Source organism: Streptomyces rubrogriseus, from assembly GCF_027947575.1.
In the GTDB taxonomy this organism is placed as follows: domain Bacteria; phylum Actinomycetota; class Actinomycetes; order Streptomycetales; family Streptomycetaceae; genus Streptomyces; species Streptomyces rubrogriseus.
The window spans coordinates 7,691,711-7,707,858 of record NZ_CP116256.1 but is presented as its reverse complement, the minus strand read 5'-3'; the positions used below and the strand labels follow the sequence as shown (position 1 = coordinate 7,707,858).

Here is a 16,148-nt window from a genome sequence, read left to right as displayed (position 1 = left end):
CGAAGACCGCACCGACGGCCGGACCGGCGCCGCGGCGGTCGCGCAGTGCGAGCCAGGGCTCCGCCTCCCAGCGGGCGGCCGGTCCGGCGGACGGGCCCACCGCCGACACGGCTGCAGGGCAGGGTGACGGCACCGGCACCGGCACCGGCGCCCCGGCGACCGGACGGACACCCGACACAGTCGGCCCCCGTCGGAGTCGGAGTGCGTCGCAGGGCTCGGCGAGTCAGCGGGAGGCCTCCGCCGCCGGGGAGCCGGACGACGCGGGTGCCGGCAGCGCCCCCCGGGGCGGCGACGGCACCACCTCCTCGCCCGCGGAGGAACCGGCCCCGAAGCCGGCGCCCTCGACACCGCGCAGCCCGGACGCCCCGTGGCACCACGCCCGCCCGGCGTTCGACGACCCCGAGGCGGCGGGAAAGCCCGATGCCGCGGGAAACCCCGATGCCGCGGAGAAGCCCGACGCCGCGGGGGACCCGGAGGCGGCAGAGGAGCCGGCGGCGTCCACCGAGTCACCGGAAGCGGAGTCGGACACCCCGGGCGACACCGACACTCCCGATGACCCCCCGAACCCACCCAACTCCCCAGGAGGCCGGCAGTGAACGACGCGCTCGACGTCACCCTGCGCCTTCTGGTCGTCTTCGTCGTCTTCCTCGCGTTCCCCCTGATAGTCGGCCAGACCGAGCACAAGGTGATGGCGCACATGCAGGGCCGCCTGGGCCCGATGTACGCGGGTGGTTTCCACGGCTGGGCCCAGCTCGTCGCGGACGGCGTGAAGTTCGCGCAGAAGGAGGACGTGGTCCCCGCCGACGCGGACCGCCGCATCTTCCAGCTCGCCCCGGCGGTGGCCCTGCTGCCGTACCTCCTGGTTCTCCTGGCCATCCCGGTCGGGCCCGGGGAGGGCGCGGTCGGTCAGGTCGTCGACGCGGGAGTCTTCTTCGTCCTCGCCGTCATGGGCGTGGGCGTCCTCGGCTCGCTCATGGCAGGCTGGTCCTCGGCCAACAAGTTCTCCCTCCTCGGCGGCCTGCGCACCGCCGCCCAGCTTCTCGCCTACGAACTCCCGATGCTGCTGACCGCGGCCTCAGTCGCCATGGCGGCCGGCACGGTCTCCCTCGTCGGGATCCTCGACGCCTTCGAGTGGTGGTGGCTGCCCTGGCAGATCGTCGGCGCGATCGTCTTCTTCGTCGCCGGGCTCGCCGAACTGCAGCGGCCCCCCTTCGACATGCCGGTCGCCGACTCGGAGATCATCTTCGGTGCCTACACCGAGTACACCGGCCTGCGCTTCGCCCTGTTCCTCCTGGCCGAGTACGCCGGAATCGTCGTCCTGTGCGGTCTGACCACCGTCCTCTTCCTGGGCGGCTGGCACGGCCCCTGGGGCGCCGACGGACTCGGCTGGGTGTGGACCCTGCTCAAGGCGGCCGTCCTCGCCTTCGTCGTGATCTGGCTCCGCGTGACCTATCCGCGCCTGCGCGAGGACCAGCTCCAGAAACTGTCCTGGACGCTCCTCGTCCCCCTCTCCCTCGCCCAGATCGCCCTCACCGGCATCGTCAAGGTGGTGATCGCGTAATGGCCCCCGTCCCCGGCAGCGGCCTGGCCAAGGGTCTGGCCGTCACGCTGCGCACGATGACGCGGAAGACCGTCACCGAGCAGTACCCGGACGCCCAGCCCGAGCTGCCGCCCCGTACCCGCGGCGTGATCGGCCTGTTCGAGGAGAACTGCACGGTCTGCATGCTGTGCGCCCGCGAGTGTCCCGACTGGTGCATCTACATCGACTCCCACAAGGAGACGGTCCCCGCGGCCACCCCCGGCGGACGCGACCGCAGCCGCAACGTCCTCGACCGCTTCGCCATCGACTTCGCCCTGTGCATGTACTGCGGCATCTGCATCGAGGTCTGTCCTTTCGACGCCCTGTTCTGGTCCCCGGAGTTCGAGTACGCCGAGACCGACATCCGCGACCTCACCCACGAGCGCGACAAGCTCCGCGAGTGGATGTGGACCGTGCCGGCCCCGCCCGCCCTGGACCCCGGCGCGGAGGAGCCCAAGGAACTCGCCGCCGCCCGCAAGGCCGCCGACAAGCTGGCCGCGCAGCAGCAGCCGGACCAGCCCGGACCCGACCACCCCGGGCAACCGGGCGAGCCCGGGCAGGAGGGCCGGACATGATCCTCGCCGCCGCATCCCACGGCTTCCTGTCCCCGACCGGCGTGGAGATCGCCTTCCTCCTCGTCGGCCTGGTCACCCTCGCGGCCGCCGTCGTCACCGTGACCACCCGCCAGCTCGTCCACGCGGCCCTGTGGCTGGTGGTGGCCCTCGGCGGCCTCGCCGTCGAATACCTGCTGCTCACCGCAGAGTTCATCGCCTGGGTCCAGGTCCTCATCTACGTCGGTGCCGTCGTGGTCCTCATCCTCTTCGGCCTGATGCTCACCCGGGCGCCCATCGGCCGGTCGCCGGACGCCGACTCCGGCAACCGCTGGGCCGCCCTCACCGTGGCCGTGGCCTCCGCGGCGGCCCTGGTGTGGGTCGTCGTCGACGCCTTCCGCACCACCTGGATCGATCTGGACGGCCCGGCCGCGGGCTCCACCGCCGTCACGGGGGCGAGCCTGTTCCAGAACTGGGTCCTCCCCTTCGAAGCACTCTCCGTCCTCCTCCTCGCCGCCCTGGTCGGCGCCATCGTCCTGTCCCGCAAGGCCAAGGCGGCCCGCGCCGACGAAACGCCCGGGACCGGAACCCCCGAGCCGGGCACTCCCGAGCGCGGCACCTCCGAGCCAGGAACCTCCCGGCCCGGACCCTCCCGGACGGGCGGTGCCCGCTGATGCACCTCGCCTATCCCGCCGTCCTCTCCGCCCTCCTCTTCTGCACGGGTCTCTACGGCGTCCTCGCGCGCCGCAACGCGATCCTGGTCCTGATGTCGGTCGAGCTGATGCTCAACGCCGTCAACCTCAACCTGGTCGCCTTCGACGTCTGGCTCAGCAGGGCCGCGGAGGAGACCCTGCACTCCGGTCAGGCCCTGACCCTGTTCACGATCGCCATCGCGGCCGCCGAGATCGGCATAGGCCTGGCGATCGTCCTCGCCGTCCACCGCAACCGCGGCACCTCGGACATCGACAAGCTCCGCGACACCGCCGAGGGCCACGAGCCGGACGGCCCCGACACCGACACTCCCGCGACCGGGACGGCCGCCGAGAAGGCTGAGGCCACCGCGTGACCACGACCACCCTCGCCGTACTCGTCCCCCTCCTTCCCTTCCTCGGGGCAGCCGCCGGTTTCCTCCTGGGTCGGTCGGCCCCCGGTTTCGTCCGTCCCCTCGCCGTCCTGCCGACGCTGGCTTCCCTCGTCCTCGCCGCCCTCGTCGCGGCGCGTCAGGGCGGTGGCCGGGCCCTCGACGCAGTCACCGAGCTGACGCCCACCGGCTCGGTCCCCGTCGAACTCGCCCTGCACATCGACGGCTTCGCCGCCCTCGTCGCCGTCCTGGTCGGCACCGTCGCCACCTGCGTGCAGATCTACTCCACGGGATACCTGCGCGACGACCCGCGCTACGCCTCGTACGCCGCGCTCGTCTCCCTGTTCACCTCCGCCATGTTCCTCGTCGTCTACTCCGGCGACCTGATGGTGCTGCTGGTCGGCTGGGAAGTCATGGGCATCTGCTCGTACTTCCTGGTCGGCCACTACTGGGAGACCCCGGAGGCGCGCGCCGCCTCCCTCAAGGCCTTCCTCGTCACCAAGCTCGGCGACGTCCCCTTCCTGATCGGTCTGCTGGCGCTGGCCACCGAGGCGGGCTCCTTCCGCATCACCAAGATCCTCGGAGCGGTCGCGAGCGGCTCGCTCGACCACCCGACGCTGATCGCGCTGCTGCTCCTGGCCGGTGTCGCGGGCAAGTCGGCGCAGTTCCCGCTGCACACCTGGCTTCCCGACGCGATGGCGGGCCCGACGCCCGTCTCCGCGCTGATCCACGCCGCGACGATGGTCGCCGCCGGTGTGTACTTCGTCGCCCGGCTCCTTCCGCTCTTCGAGGCCTCGCGGGCCGCGATGGTCGTCCTCGCCGTCATGGCCGCCGTCACGATGGTCGGCTCCGCGCTCGCCGCCCTCGCCCAGGACGACATCAAACGCGTCCTGGCCTACTCGACGATCGGACAGCTCGGCTACATGACCGGCGCCCTCGCCACGGGCGACCGGGGTGCCGCCGTCTTCCACCTCCTCTCCCACGCTGCCTTCAAGGCGCTCCTGTTCCTCGCCGCCGGCGTGATCATCCACGCCGCCGGCACCAACTCACTGGCCGCCATGTCCCGGATGCGAGGCCTGCGCGACCGCGTCCCGGACGCCTACTGGACGATGACCGTGGCCCTGCTCGCGCTCGCCGCGATCCCGCCCTTCAGCGGCTTCTTCTCCAAGGAGTCCGTCCTCGGCGCCGCGGAGCACGTCGTCACCGGCCACACCGAGCACGCGCCCGGCGCCGCGGGCTGGACCGTGCTCGTCGCCGGCCTGATCACGGCCCTGCTCACCGCCGCCTACGCGACCCGCCTGTGGCTGCTGGCCTTCCGCGGCCGAGGCGCCGAGGCCCCCGATCACGGCAGGCAGCCGCTGGTCATGAACGCCGTGCTCTGGGTGCTCGCCCTCCCCTCACTCGCACTGGGCGGACTCGCCTTCCGCCTGCTGCCCGACTGGTTCGACGGCCAGGACCTCACTCCGACCCTCACCACCTCCGTGCTCGGCACGGGCGTGGCCCTGGTCGGCGGCATCGTCACCTACGCCGCCTGGCGGCACACCACGGCGCTCGCCGACCGCACGCCGCTGGGCGCCGTCGCGGCCCACCCCGAGGGCGACGCCGGTCTGGTGGAGGCCGAGGCGATCGCCGCCCACCGGGCCGCCTACGGAGACCTGGCCTCCGCACCCGACCCGTCGGATCCGGGACGGCTCCTGCTGGGCCCGGTGCACCGGCACGCGGCGGCGGGCTTCCACCTGGACGCGGTGTACACGACCCTCTTCGTCCGCCCGGTCCAGGCAGGCGCAAGCCTCGTCCGGTTCCTCGACCGCGAGGTCGTCGACACCTACGTACGCGCGGCGGGCGTCCTGCCCCGCCTGCTCGGGGCCGCCGTACGACGTGCCCAGACCGGCAATGTGCAGACCTATGTGAGCGCGCTGCTCGCCGGCACCGTCGTCCTCGCGGTCGCCGCCGTCCTCGTCGCCGCGGGAGCGTGAGCAGACGTGATCGATATCAACGAGTCCGTGATGCAGGTGCTTCTCGCGTTCCTCGTCGTCGGCCCGCTCCTCGGCGCCGTCGCCGCCCTCCTGCCGGCCCCGCCCGGACTGAAGGGGAAGTCACCCGAGCAGGCCGTGCTCCGGCACGGCGTCACCGTCACCGGCGCCGTCCTCCTCGCGGCGGTCGTCCTCGTGCTCGGCTTCGACCACGACCATCCGTCGAAGATGCAGGCCAGCACGGACATCAGCTGGATCCCCGCACTCGACGTACGCATCCACCTCGGCATCGACGGCATCTCCCTCCCCCTGCTCGTCCTGACCGCGCTGCTGACCTTCCTCTGCGCGCTCTACTCGTACTTCAAGCAGCGACACGAGGGGCTGACGCCGCGGGCCGCAGGCCCCAGCCCCAGCCCCAGCCCGAAGGCGTTCGTCGCTCTGCTGCTCGTTCTGGAGTCCGGCACCCTCGCCACCTTCGCCGTCCTCGACCTGATCCTCTTCTTCCTCGCCTTCGAGATGGTCCTCATCCCGATGTACTTCCTCATCGCCCGCTGGGGCGGCGAGGGACGGGCCGGGGCCGCCTGGAAATTCATCCTCTTCACGCTCCTCGGCTCCGTCGTCATGCTGCTCGGCCTGCTCCTGATCGGAATCACGGCGGGCACATTCGACATGGTGGCACTCGCCACTGACAACGGCCGGTCGCTGACCACATCCGTGCAGGTCATCGCCGTTCTGGCGATCGGTCTCGGGCTCGCGGTGAAGACTCCGATGTGGCCGCTGCACAGCTGGCTGCCCGACGCCCACACCGCCGCGCCGACCGTCGGCTCGGTCCTGCTGGCCGGCGTTCTGCTGAAGATGGGCACGTACGGTTTCATCCGCATCCTGCTCCCGGTCGCGCCGGAGGGCTTCCGCATCTTCGCGCCGTACCTCGCCGCCTTCGCCGTCGTCGGCATCATCTACGGCTCCCTGGCCTGCCTGGCCCTCGCCAGAAGGGGCGCGAAGGGCGATCTCAAGCGCCTCATCGCCTACTCCTCCGTCGGCCACATGGGCTTCGTCCTGCTCGGTGTCGCGACCATGACCCCCACCGGCGTCAACGGCGCCCTCTTCGCCAACATCGCCCACGGCCTGATCACCGGCCTGCTCTTCTTCGTGGTCGGCGCGCTCAAGGACCGCACCGGAACGACCGACCTCGACACCCTCGCCGAGGAGTCCGGCCACGCCCTGTACGGCAAGGCACCGCGCCTCGGCGGACTGCTCGCCTTCGCCGCGGTCGCCTCGCTCGGTCTGCCCGGCCTTGCCGGGTTCTGGGGCGAGATGCTGGCCCTGTTCGGTGCCTTCGACCCGCACGACGACCTCAGCCGCCCCGCGTTCCTCACCTTCATGGCCATCGCCGCCTTCGGTACCCTGCTGACCGCCGCGTACATGCTGATCGTGGTCCGCCGCGTCTGCATGGGCGCCGTACCGCAGGAGGCCCCGCAGCCGAAGTTCGCCGACGTGCGCACCTACGAGTTCGCCGCCTGGACGCCGCTCGTCGCCCTCACCGTCGTCGCCGGACTGTGGCCCAGGACCCTCCTCGGGCTGACCGACCCGGCCGTGCAGCAGCTCCTCTCAGGAGGCACCCGATGAGCTCCCCGGCCCAGCACCTCGCGGAGCCCCTGGCACAGCCGCCGGCCCAGAACCTCGTGCAGTCGGTCGACTGGCTCGCCATCGCGCCGCCCACCATCACGGCGGTCGTGGGACTCGTCGTCCTCGTCACCGACCTGTTCGTCAAGGACGCCCGCAAGCCGCTGCTCGGCTGGATCTCGGTCGCCGGACTCGCCGCCTCCGCCCTCATGCTGCTGCCCCTGGTGAACGCCGAGCGCTCGACGTTCTGCCAGGCCGGCGAGCCCGGCGTGTGCAGCTACACCGCGGACACCTTCACCCTCGCCATCCAGTTCCTCGTCCTCGGCGGCGCCCTGCTGACCGCCCTGCTGTCCGTCACCGCGGTCAAGGACGCCGACCGGGGACTGCCCGCGGGCGAGTACTGGTTCCTGCTGCTCTCCTCCGCGGCCGGCGCCGCCCTCCTGCCCGCCTCCCGCGACCTCGCCACGCTGATCGTCGCCCTGGAGGTCGCCTCCCTGCCCGCCTTCGCCCTCGTCGGCCTCCGGCAGGGCGACCGTAGGTCCTCCGAAGCGGCCCTGAAGTTCTTCCTGTCCTCGGTCACCGCGACCGCGGTCAGCCTCATGGGCATCAGCTTCGTCTACGCCACCACCGGCACCCTCTACCTCACCCAGGTGGCGGACCGCATCCAGCACGTCGACGGGCAGTTCACCACCCTCGCCCAGACCGGCGTCGTCCTCACCCTCGTCGGCTTCGCCTTCAAGACGGCCGCCGTCCCCTTCCACTTCTGGGTGCCCGACACCTACGTGGGCGCCCCCCTGCCCATCGCCGCCTACCTGTCCGTGATCGGCAAAGCGGTCGGCTTCTCCGGCCTCATCCTGGTCACGGTCGTCGCCCTGCCGTCCTACGCCGACGTCTGGGGCCCGGCCCTCGCGGCCCTCGCCGCACTCACCATGACGGTCGGCAACGTCGGCGCCCTCCGGCAGCAGTCCACGCGCGCGTACAGCGCGGTACGCCTGCTCGCCTGGTCGTCCGTCGGCCAGGCCGGCTACCTCCTGGTGCCGATCGCCGCCGCCGCGTATTCCGACGACCCCGAACACTCCGTCGGCTCCACCGTCGCCTACGCCCTCATGTACGCCGCGGTGAACCTGGGCGCCTTCGCGGTGGCCGCACTCGTCGGCCGCACCAAGGCGCTGAACCGCGTGGCGGACTACCGCGGCCTCTACGCGTCCAACCCCCTCACCGCCCTTCTCCTGGCCTTCTTCCTGCTCTGCCTCGCCGGACTGCCGCCCGGCATCATCGGCCTCTTCGCCAAGGTCACGGTCTTCTCCGCGGCCGTCGACGCCGGACTCGGCTGGCTGGCCGTCGTCATGGCCGTCAACGTCGTGATCGCGCTCTTCTACTACCTCCAATGGACGGCGCTGCTGTTCCGGGCACCCGAGGACGCGACCGCCGGGCACCGCGCCCCCGCCCCCCTCACGGCCGCGATCACAGTGACGGCGGTCCTCGCCGTCGCCCTCTCCGGAGCACCCCAGCTGATCCTGCGCTTCGCCGACACCGGGCTCTTCTGATCGCGGCCGCCCGCCGCGGCCGTCACCCGTACGGACCACACGCCCCGCGCAGGGCGGCAGGGAACTGGTGGCCCTCGCCTGGCGTTGACCAGTACGGAAGGGTCCACTGGACGTGTCACCACGGCACCGGTGGCATCGAAGACCAGGAAGCAACCACAGCGAGCGAGACCAGCAAGCAAAGGGTTCCCCTGCTGCACGACTTGGAGGGCGTACCGTGCACCGCCGGCACAACGGGCTCAGGACCGCAGTTCTCCTCGGGGGACTGTCCGCGCTCATCATCGTTATCGGCAGCTTCTTCGGCCGAGCGGGGCTCGTCGTCGCCGTCCTCGTCGCCCTGGGCACCAACGCGTACGCTTACTGGAACAGCGACAAGCTCGCCCTGCGCGCGATGCGCGCGCGCCCGGTCAGCGAGTTCGAGGCCCCGGCGCTGTACCGCATGGTCCGCGAGCTCTCCACCCAGGCCCGGCAGCCGATGCCCCGCCTGTACATCTCGCCGACGGACGCCCCGAACGCCTTCGCGACCGGCCGCAACCCGCGCAACGCGGCCGTGTGCTGTACCGAGGGCATCATGCGCCTGCTGGACGAGCGCGAACTGCGCGGCGTCATCGGGCACGAACTGAGCCACGTCTACAACCGCGACATCCTGATCTCCTCCGTCGCCGGCGCCCTGGCCTCGGTGATCATGTTCCTGGTCAACTTCGCCTGGCTGATCCCGGCAGGACGGTCCAACGACGATGACGGACCCGGTCTGCTGGGCATGCTCCTCATCATGCTGCTCGGACCACTCGCCGCCACCGTCATCCAACTGGCGATCAGCCGCTCCCGGGAGTACGAGGCCGACGCCTCCGGCGCCCAGCTGACCGGTGACCCGCTCGCCCTGGCCGGCGCCCTGCGGAAGCTGGAACTGGGCACCAAGCAGCTTCCGCTGCCGCCGGAGCCCCGGCTCGAGACCGCCAGCCACATGATGATCGCCAACCCCTTCCGCCCGGGACAGGGGCTCTCGAAGATGTTCTCGACCCACCCGCCCATGGCGGAGCGAATCGCCCGACTCGAAAAGATGGCAGGTCGTCAGCAGTGAAGACCATCCTCAACGTCATTTGGCTCGTGCTCAGCGGCTTCTGGCTGTTCCTCGGCTACCTGCTCGCGGGCGCGCTCCTCTGCATCACGATCATCGGCATCCCCTTCGGCATAGCGGCCTTCCGCATCGGCGTCTACGCCCTGTGGCCCTTCGGGTACACGACGGTCGAGCGGCGCGGTGCCGGAGCACCCTCGTGCATCGGGAACGTGCTGTGGCTCGTCCTCGCCGGCTGGTGGCTGGCCCTCGGCCACATCGTCACCGGCATCGCGCTGTGCGTCACGATCATCGGCATCCCGCTCGGCATCGCCAACTTCAAGCTGATCCCCGTCTCCCTGCTCCCGCTGGGCCGCGAGATCGTGCGCACGGACCAGCCGTTCACCGCCGCGGCAGCGACGCAGCGGACCGGTTGGTAAGAGGGCTTCCGTGGGCCCTCGTGGCCCTCGTTGTCCACAACTTCCGGGTTGTCCACAGACCCGCCCGGATGTCAGTGGCGGCCTGCATCATGAACCCATGACCGAGAGCGAGCAGTTGCTGGAAAGGGTGGCCGCCAAGGCGCGGAGCACCCGACCGTGGGGCTGGAGTTCCCTGCCCGAGCCCGTGGACGGGGATGCGCCGGCCCGCGCCGAGGCCGCCCTGGGCTTTCCTCTCCCCGCCCTGCTCGCCGAGTTGTACCTGCGTATAGGAGACGGCGGATTCGGCCCGGAGTACGGCCTGTTGCCGCTGCTCGACAACGCGCCCTCGGGCGAGCCCGCCGCCGTTGCCCAGTACCTGGCCAACCGGGACAGCGGCGCGAAGGACCCCGACTGGCCCTGGCCCGAGGGCGTCCTGCCCATATCCCACTGGGGTTGCGCGATGTACGCGTGCGTCGACTGCCGCTCCCCGCAGGCCACCGTCCTCCTCTTCGAGCCCAACGCGGGCGACGTCGACCATGCCTGGTACGTCGACGCCCCGAGCCTCGCCGACTGGTTGCGCACCTGGATCGAGGGCACGGGCTGGTACGAGGAGACCCGCGAGGACCCGGAACCGACCCCGTGGATCGCCCTACCCCTGCGCACCGGAAGACCGCCCGTCCCGACCGGCACGTCGCCCGCACCGGCGTCCTGAGCGGAAGCCGGCCGAGCCCCGCCCGTCAGGACGTACCCCGAGGCGCCGACGCGCGGCCATCGCGCCGTGGCCCTTCACCGCGGGACTTGCTGCCCCCGCACCCCGTACGCCACCACGCCCACCGCCAGCACACCCACTCCCACGACGACCGACACCGCCGGAAGCGAGAACGCGAGCACCATGCACCCGAGCAGCCCCAGCGCCGGTACGACCCGCGACAGCCTCGACGGGTCGAGCGTCCAGGCCGACGCGTTGGCCACCGCGTAGTACGCCAGCACACCGAAGGAGGAGAAGCCGATCGCCCCACGCACGTCCACCGTCGCCGCCAGCACCGCGACCACCGCGCCCACGGCCAGCTCCGCCCGGTGCGGCACCTGGAAACGCGGGTGCACCGCGGCCAGCGCGTGGGGCAGATGACGGTCCCTGGCCATGGCCAGCGTCGTCCGGGAGACGCCCAGGATCAGGCCAGCAGCGAACCCAGCGCGGCCACGGCGGCGCCCGCCCGCACGACCGGCACCAACCCCGGCAGGCCGGCCGCCCGTACCGCGTCGGCCAGGGGTGCCGTCGCCTGCCCCAGACCGACCGGACCCAGCACGGAAAGGACAGCCACCGCCACACACCCGTACACCGCCAGGGCGAGGCCCAGCGCCAGCGGGATCGCGCGCGGAATGGTGCGCCGCGGGTCCCGCACCTCCTCGCCGAGCGTCGCGATGCGCGCGTACCCCGCGAACGCGAAGAACAGCAGGCCGGCCGCCTGAAGGACCCCGCCCGCCCCGCCCGACAAGCCGATGTCCAGCCGTCCGGAGTCGGACCGCCCGGACCCGAGGCACACCACCACCACGGAAGCGAGGACAGCGAGAACCACCGCCACGATCACCCGTGTCAGCCAGGCGGACTTCTGGATGCCGCCGTAGTTCACCGCGGTCAGCGCCACCACGGCGGCGACCGCCACGGTGTGCGCCTGCTCCGGCCAGACGTACGCGCCCACGGTGAGCGCCATGGCAGCACAGGAGGCCGTCTTCCCGACGATGAAGGACCAGCCCGCGAGATAGCCCCAGAACTCCCCGAGCCGTTCGCGCCCGTAGACGTAGGTGCCGCCCGAGGCCGGATACCGCGCGGCCAGCCGAGCCGACGACAGGGCATTGCAGTAGGCGACGACGGCTGCCCCGGCGAGGGCGAGGAGCAGACCCGAGCCGGCGGCGCCGGCCGCCGGTGCCAGGGCGGCGAAGATCCCGGCGCCGATCATTGAACCGAGTCCGACGACGACGGCGTCGCCCACGCCGAGAGTGCGACGCAGCTCCGAACCCGCAGGTGTCATGGGTCGCACCCTACTGACCAGCGCAACCACCCGGCGCGGTCGGAACGTCCTCTCCACCAAGAGGACATGAACACCGCGAGAAACGGGCCCTCAGCACTGGCGCAGTGTGGGCACAGGAAGAAAGGGCAGGGTCACGGCATGACCGTCATCAGCTGGATCATCCTCGGACTGCTGGCCGGAGCCATTGCCAAGGTCCTGCTGCCGGGCCGCGACCCCGGAGGGCTCATCGGCACCACCCTCATCGGCATCGCGGGCGCCTTCCTCGGCGGCTGGATATCGGCCCGCTGGCTGGACCACCCGATCAGCAAGGACTTCTACGACGGCGCCACCTGGGCGGCGGCGATCGGCGGTTCGCTGGTGCTCCTGGTCGCCTACCGGCTCCTGTTCGGCAACTCGCGCGACTGAACGCGCGCGGACCGGACGGGAAAGGGTGGGCACCGCCGGGGTGCCCACCCTTTCCCGTCAACGAAGGCCTACGCGCCACCGAGCCACCGCGTCGCGCTCAGCGGCTCACCGGTAGTTGACGAACTGCAGCGCGAAGTCGAAGTCCTGGCCCTTCAGCAGAGAGATCACGGTCTGCAGGTCGTCCCGGCTCTTCGACGAGACCCGCAGCTCCTCGCCCTGCACCTGGGCCTTTACGCCCTTGGGGCCCTCGTCGCGGATGAGCTTGGCCACCTTCTTCGCGTTCTCCTGCGAAATGCCCTCCTCGATCGACGCGAAGATCTTGTACTCCTTGCCGGAGAGCTGCGGCTCGCCCGCGTCCAGAGCCTTGAGCGAGATGCCGCGCTTGATCAGCTTGGACTGGAAGACGTCGAGGACCGCGCTCACCCGGTCCTCGGAGTTGGCCTCCATGAGGATCTTCTCCCCGGACCACGAGATCGAGGCGCCCACGCCCTTGAAGTCGTAGCGCTGCGAGATCTCCTTGGCGGCCTGGTTGAGGGCGTTGTCGACCTCCTGCCGCTCGACCTTCGAGACGATGTCGAAACTGGAGTCGGCCATGTCCTGTGGCTCCTTGTATCTGGGTGCGTGTCGGGCCGCGTATCGGGTCCGTACCGGCATACGTCGGCGGCCGCCGGGCCCCGCGGGGTCCTCGGCCGCATCCGGACAAGCCTAGCCACCCACCGCGATCCGAGCGGCGATCAATCGGGTGGCGAAGCACCCCTCCACATCAGGTATTGTTTACGTCGTTGCCACGGAGCACCGCCGAAGAGCGGTTCGACGAGCAGCAAACCCCGGCGGTGTGCCCGAGCGGCCAAAGGGAGCAGACTGTAAATCTGCCGGCTCAGCCTTCCCAGGTTCGAATCCTGGCGCCGCCACACGACCGAAAGGGTCTGTGACCAGCAGCAATGCTGGGCACAGACCCTTTCGTCGTTCACGGGGTCCACGAGATCTCGGTGTTCCCTGCCCTGGCCCACGGTGTACGCGAGATCATGGCCCGTGCTCCGCGTTGTGAGCGTCAGGGAATTCGGGGGTCAACGGTGACCGACACCACGCAACGTATCTTTCTCAGCTACGCAGGCCCGGACCAGGCTTGGGCGGAGTGGGCCGGCTGGCAGCTCCAGCAGGCCGGGCACCAGGTCGAGCTGGACCGGTGGCACTGGCGCACCGGCGACGACTTCGTCCAGAAGATGAACCTGGCCCTCGGCAAGGCCGACGCGATGGTGGCCCTGTTCTCCAGGCACTACTTCGACCCCAAACGATGGACCAGGGAAGAGTGGTCGGCCGCCGTAGCCCTGCGGGGGCGTCTCGTTCCGGTGGCGATCGAGCTCCTGACCGACGACGACATCCCCGCCCTGCTGGCCGGGATACTGCGCACGGACGTGCACGGGCTGGACGAGACCGCCGCCACTGCCGCCCTGCTCGAAGCCGTCCATGGGCCGGTTCCCCCGACCGGTCCGGTCGGCTTCCCCGGCGCCGCGTCCGCCGATACGCCCGCGGCACCCGATGTACAGCGTCCGCGGCTGCCCAGCAGTGTCGGCCTGCCCGAGGTGTGGAACGTCCGTCGCCGCAACCCCGACTTCTCCGGCCGCGAGGCGGTCATGGGGCAGCTGCGTACCGGGCTGCTCAGCGGACGACAGGCAGTGGTTCAGGCCCTCCACGGCATGGGCGGCATCGGAAAGACCCAGATCGCCTTGGAGTACGCCCACCGTTTCGCCAGCCAGTACGACCTCGTGTGGTGGGTCGATGCCGAACAGGCCGACCAGTTGCCCGTCCGCTACACCGAACTCGCCGACCGCCTCGGCATCGCCAAGTCCGACGCGGGCTCCGAACCCAACGCCCGTGCCCTCCTCCAGCATCTGCGGACGCGGCACCGCTGGCTCCTCGTTCTCGACAACGCCGAACACCCCGATCAGATCGAGCCCTGGCTCCCCGAAGGGCCGGGCCACGTTCTGATCACCTCCCGCAACCCCGACTGGCACGGGATCGCCCACCAGAGCGACCTGGACGTCTTCACCCGCAACGACTCCCTCGCCTACCTCAAGGGCCGTATCTCGGAATGACCACCGAGCACGCCGATCTCCTGGCGCAGGACCTCGGCGACCTGCCCCTCGCGCTCGCCCAGGCTTCGGGAGTCCTGCGCAGCGGCATGACCCTGGACCGCTACCGCCGGCTGCTGACCACGGACACCGCACGCCTCCTCCAGGAGAGCGACGTCCGTGACCACCCCGCGCCGCTGGCCGCGACGGTCGGCATCGCCGTCACCCGCCTTGTGGACGACGGCCACGCTGACGCCGTCGCTCTGCTCCGCCTCGGTGCGTTCCTCGGTCCCGAACCCATCCCCACCGCCTGGCTGGAGACGGCCCGCCCCCAACTCGCCACCATCCCCGGCGACCCCGACGACCCGATGTGGCTGCGCAACGCCCTCCAGCCCCTCGGCCGCTTCGGACTGGCCCGCACCGACTACGACACCTTCCAGATCCACCGGCTGACGCAGGCCATCCTCCGTACCCGGACCGGTCCTGACCCGGTCGCCGCGATCCGCGACGACGTCACCGCCGTCCTGGCCGCGGTCGACCCGGGCGACCCGCGATCTCCCGCCGACTGGCCGGCCTGGGCCTCCCTCACCGCCCACCTCACCGCTCCCCACGTCACCACGGCGCTCGCCAACCAGGCCGCACTGCGCACCACGTTCTCGAAAGCGGCGCACTTCCTCATCTGCAGCCGCCTGCCACGCGCCGCCCACGACCTCAGCGCGGCGCTGCACCAGGCCTGGAGCACCGATCTGGGACCGGACCACCCCGACACCCTCACCTGCGCACAGTTCCTGGGGCACGCGACCGTCGGGCGCGGCGACTACGCCAAGGGGTACCTCATCGTCGAGGACACCCTTGTCCGTCGCCGCCGGGTTCTGGGTGAGGACCACCCTGACACTCTCCATTCGGCCAACGACGCCTCCACCAACTTGTCTTACCTGGGAGAGCATGCGGAGGCCCACCGCATGCATGGGGACGTTCTCGCGCGTCGGCGCCGTGTTCTGGGTGAGGACCACCCCGACACCCTGATTTCCGCCAACAATCTTGCCGGCACTCTCAACGAACTGGGGGAGCACGAGGAGGCCCGCCGCAGGCATGGGCATGTTCTTGCGCGTCGGCGCCGTGTTCTGGGTGAGGACCACCCCGACACCCTGATTTCCGCAAGCAACCTTGCCAGCACCCTGAACCACTTGGGGGAGCACGAGGAGGCCCGCCGCAGGCTTGAGGATGTTCTTGCGCGTCGGCGCCGTGTTCTGGGTGAGGACCACCCCGACACCCTCACCTCGGCCAACAACCTCGCCAGAACCCTGCACGCCACCCGCCAGTTCCCGGAGGCGGTTGCTCTCCTGAAAGATGTGCGTGCGGGCTACGCACGGCTCTTCGGCGCGAAGCACCCCAGGACCGAGCTTGCCACCCAGAATCTCGCCGCCGTATTGACCGCGATGGGCAGGACACATGAGGCACAGCAGTTGACGGGCCGGAAGCCGAGCAAGGGCAGTAAGCGTCGCTTCGGCCGCAAACGCCGTTGACGATGCGCCGTCACCGAGACCCGCGGGGACGGCTCACGGTGTCGGTGGGGCGGGGCAGACTGGTGGTATGGCCTCGTCCTCCCGTCGCAGAACCTGCCCAGAGTGCCGTCGCGAGATCGCCGTCGTCGCGGGGCGGTACGCGCGCCATGATCCCCCCGGCGCGCGGGGGAGCGGTGAGCTGGTGTCCTGTCCGGGCTCGCGCCGGTCGGCGCAACTGGGCGCGGCGCAGCCGTCCTTGGACGGGTACGTCGTCCCCGACTTCCCCGGGCAGCTGCCCCTCTTCTAGCCGCC

13 protein-coding genes, 1 tRNA gene and 2 pseudogenes are annotated in these 16,148 nt (G+C 70.9%); 14 read left to right on the top strand and 2 right to left on the bottom strand.

What is annotated here, in order from left to right; genetic code table 11:
• Positions 1–592: 592 nt before the first annotated feature.
• The 10 genes from Sru02f_RS34650 (at position 593) to Sru02f_RS34605 (ending at position 10,536) form a co-directional block, all read left to right on the top strand.
• Positions 593–1,561 (top strand): complex I subunit 1/NuoH family protein, encoded by a 969-nt coding sequence (locus tag Sru02f_RS34650; protein ID WP_003974345.1) that lies wholly within the window; start codon positions 593–595, stop codon positions 1,559–1,561.
• Positions 1,561–2,154: a NuoI/complex I 23 kDa subunit family protein gene (locus Sru02f_RS34645; protein WP_109034151.1), complete on the top strand. Its 594-nt coding sequence runs from the start codon at positions 1,561–1,563 to the stop codon at positions 2,152–2,154. Before Sru02f_RS34650 ends, Sru02f_RS34645 begins: the two co-directional genes overlap by 1 nt.
• A complete protein-coding gene (locus Sru02f_RS34640) occupies positions 2,151–2,804 on the top strand; it encodes an NADH-quinone oxidoreductase subunit J family protein (protein ID WP_109034153.1) in 654 nt (217 codons plus the stop codon). Before Sru02f_RS34645 ends, Sru02f_RS34640 begins: the two co-directional genes overlap by 4 nt.
• Complete coding sequence (gene nuoK / locus Sru02f_RS34635; protein ID WP_011029757.1) at positions 2,804–3,196, top strand: NADH-quinone oxidoreductase subunit NuoK; 393 nt, start codon at positions 2,804–2,806, stop codon at positions 3,194–3,196. Before Sru02f_RS34640 ends, nuoK begins: the two co-directional genes overlap by 1 nt.
• Positions 3,193–5,187: an NADH-quinone oxidoreductase subunit 5 family protein gene (locus Sru02f_RS34630; protein ID WP_109034155.1), complete on the top strand. Its 1,995-nt coding sequence runs from the start codon at positions 3,193–3,195 to the stop codon at positions 5,185–5,187. The genes nuoK and Sru02f_RS34630 overlap by 4 nt, the downstream gene beginning before the upstream one ends.
• A gap of 6 nt (positions 5,188–5,193) precedes the next feature.
• Positions 5,194–6,810 carry an NADH-quinone oxidoreductase subunit M gene (locus Sru02f_RS34625; RefSeq protein WP_109034157.1) on the top strand — a complete coding sequence of 539 codons (1,617 nt, stop codon included), beginning with the start codon at positions 5,194–5,196 and terminating at the stop codon, positions 6,808–6,810.
• Entirely contained in the window at positions 6,807–8,354 is a 1,548-nt protein-coding gene (locus Sru02f_RS34620; protein WP_109034159.1) for an NADH-quinone oxidoreductase subunit N, read from the top strand. Before Sru02f_RS34625 ends, Sru02f_RS34620 begins: the two co-directional genes overlap by 4 nt.
• A gap of 214 nt (positions 8,355–8,568) precedes the next feature.
• Positions 8,569–9,432 carry a zinc metalloprotease HtpX gene (gene htpX, locus Sru02f_RS34615; RefSeq protein WP_109034161.1) on the top strand — a complete coding sequence of 288 codons (864 nt, stop codon included), beginning with the start codon at positions 8,569–8,571 and terminating at the stop codon, positions 9,430–9,432.
• Positions 9,429–9,845 carry a YccF domain-containing protein gene (locus tag Sru02f_RS34610; RefSeq protein WP_003974337.1) on the top strand — a complete coding sequence of 139 codons (417 nt, stop codon included), beginning with the start codon at positions 9,429–9,431 and terminating at the stop codon, positions 9,843–9,845. The genes htpX and Sru02f_RS34610 overlap by 4 nt, the downstream gene beginning before the upstream one ends.
• 97 nt (positions 9,846–9,942) lie before the next feature.
• Positions 9,943–10,536 (top strand): SMI1/KNR4 family protein, encoded by a 594-nt coding sequence (locus Sru02f_RS34605; RefSeq protein ID WP_109034162.1) that lies wholly within the window; start codon positions 9,943–9,945, stop codon positions 10,534–10,536.
• Positions 10,537–10,610: 74 nt separating this feature from the next.
• On the opposite strand, the pseudogene Sru02f_RS34600 reads toward Sru02f_RS34605, so the two are convergent.
• Positions 10,611–11,854, bottom strand: a pseudogene (locus Sru02f_RS34600) (APC family permease).
• Positions 11,855–11,992: 138 nt separating this feature from the next.
• Between Sru02f_RS34600 and Sru02f_RS34595 the strand changes: the two are divergent.
• Entirely contained in the window at positions 11,993–12,259 is a 267-nt protein-coding gene (locus Sru02f_RS34595) for a GlsB/YeaQ/YmgE family stress response membrane protein (protein WP_109034164.1), read from the top strand.
• 105 nt (positions 12,260–12,364) lie between these two features.
• On the opposite strand, the gene Sru02f_RS34590 is transcribed toward Sru02f_RS34595, so the two are convergent.
• Positions 12,365–12,853, bottom strand: coding sequence for a YajQ family cyclic di-GMP-binding protein (locus Sru02f_RS34590; protein WP_109034166.1), 489 nt, complete (start codon positions 12,851–12,853; stop codon positions 12,365–12,367).
• 235 nt (positions 12,854–13,088) lie between these two features.
• Here Sru02f_RS34590 and Sru02f_RS34585 point away from each other — a divergent pair.
• The 3 genes and pseudogenes from Sru02f_RS34585 (at position 13,089) to Sru02f_RS34570 (ending at position 16,143) form a co-directional block, all read left to right on the top strand.
• Positions 13,089–13,170, top strand: a tRNA-Tyr gene (locus tag Sru02f_RS34585).
• 162 nt (positions 13,171–13,332) lie between these two features.
• Positions 13,333–15,800, top strand: a pseudogene (gene fxsT / locus Sru02f_RS38115) (FxSxx-COOH system tetratricopeptide repeat protein); the annotation flags it as partial.
• A gap of 124 nt (positions 15,801–15,924) precedes the next feature.
• Positions 15,925–16,143, top strand: a complete 219-nt coding sequence (locus Sru02f_RS34570) for a hypothetical protein (RefSeq protein WP_087807771.1) — start codon at positions 15,925–15,927, stop codon at positions 16,141–16,143.
• The last annotated feature ends 5 nt before the right edge of the window (positions 16,144–16,148 follow it).